Source organism: Salinisphaera sp. SWV1 (assembly GCF_052044155.1).
In the GTDB taxonomy this organism is placed as follows: domain Bacteria; phylum Pseudomonadota; class Gammaproteobacteria; order Nevskiales; family Salinisphaeraceae; genus Salinisphaera.
Window position 1 is genome coordinate 1 of sequence record NZ_JBQDYE010000191.1, and the last position, 510, is coordinate 510.

Annotated in this window: 2 protein-coding genes; one reads left to right on the top strand and one right to left on the bottom strand. The window is 42.7% G+C overall.

Features of this window, described 5'->3' with window-relative positions; genetic code table 11:
• Positions 1–62, bottom strand: a 62-nt coding sequence (locus ACS8YF_RS20195) for a hypothetical protein (RefSeq protein WP_434801865.1), incomplete at its 3' end; no start/stop codon positions are given.
• Between the two features lie 44 nt (positions 63–106).
• On the opposite strand from ACS8YF_RS20195, the gene yqfB reads away from it, so the two are divergent.
• Positions 107–418, top strand: coding sequence for a N(4)-acetylcytidine aminohydrolase (gene yqfB / locus ACS8YF_RS20200; RefSeq protein WP_440851834.1), 312 nt, complete (start codon positions 107–109; stop codon positions 416–418).
• Positions 419–510: the final 92 nt, after the last annotated feature.

Below are 510 nucleotides of genomic sequence, written 5' to 3' on the forward strand. Positions count from 1 at the left end.
ACCTGATGCGCGGCAACTGCGCCGCCCCATAAGAAATCTTTCGGTAAGGTGAGTTTTTTCACTATCATAGGCTCCAGATGAGTCAATTCTTACAGGAAATAGTATCATGCAGCCAAACGACATCACTTTTTTTCAACGTTTCCAGGATGACATTCTGGCTGGGCGTAAAACCATCACCATCCGCGACGAGTCTGAATCGCACTTCAAAACGGGTGATGTGCTTCGTGTCGGGCGTTTTGAAGATGACGGTTATTTTTGCCCGATTGAAGTCACCGCAACCTCAACCGTAACGCTGGATACGCTGACGGAAAAACATGCAGAGCAGGAAAATATGACCCTGACTGAACTGATAAAGGTCATTGCCGACATCTATCCCGGTCAGACACAGTTTTATGTGATTGAATTTAAATGTCTTTAAATTGAACTCACGCCTGTTAGTTGAAATTTCGCATTTAATTTCATGATTTTTAGGAGATTAGTCTCAAATCAGAATTTATTTTAGCTAACAGG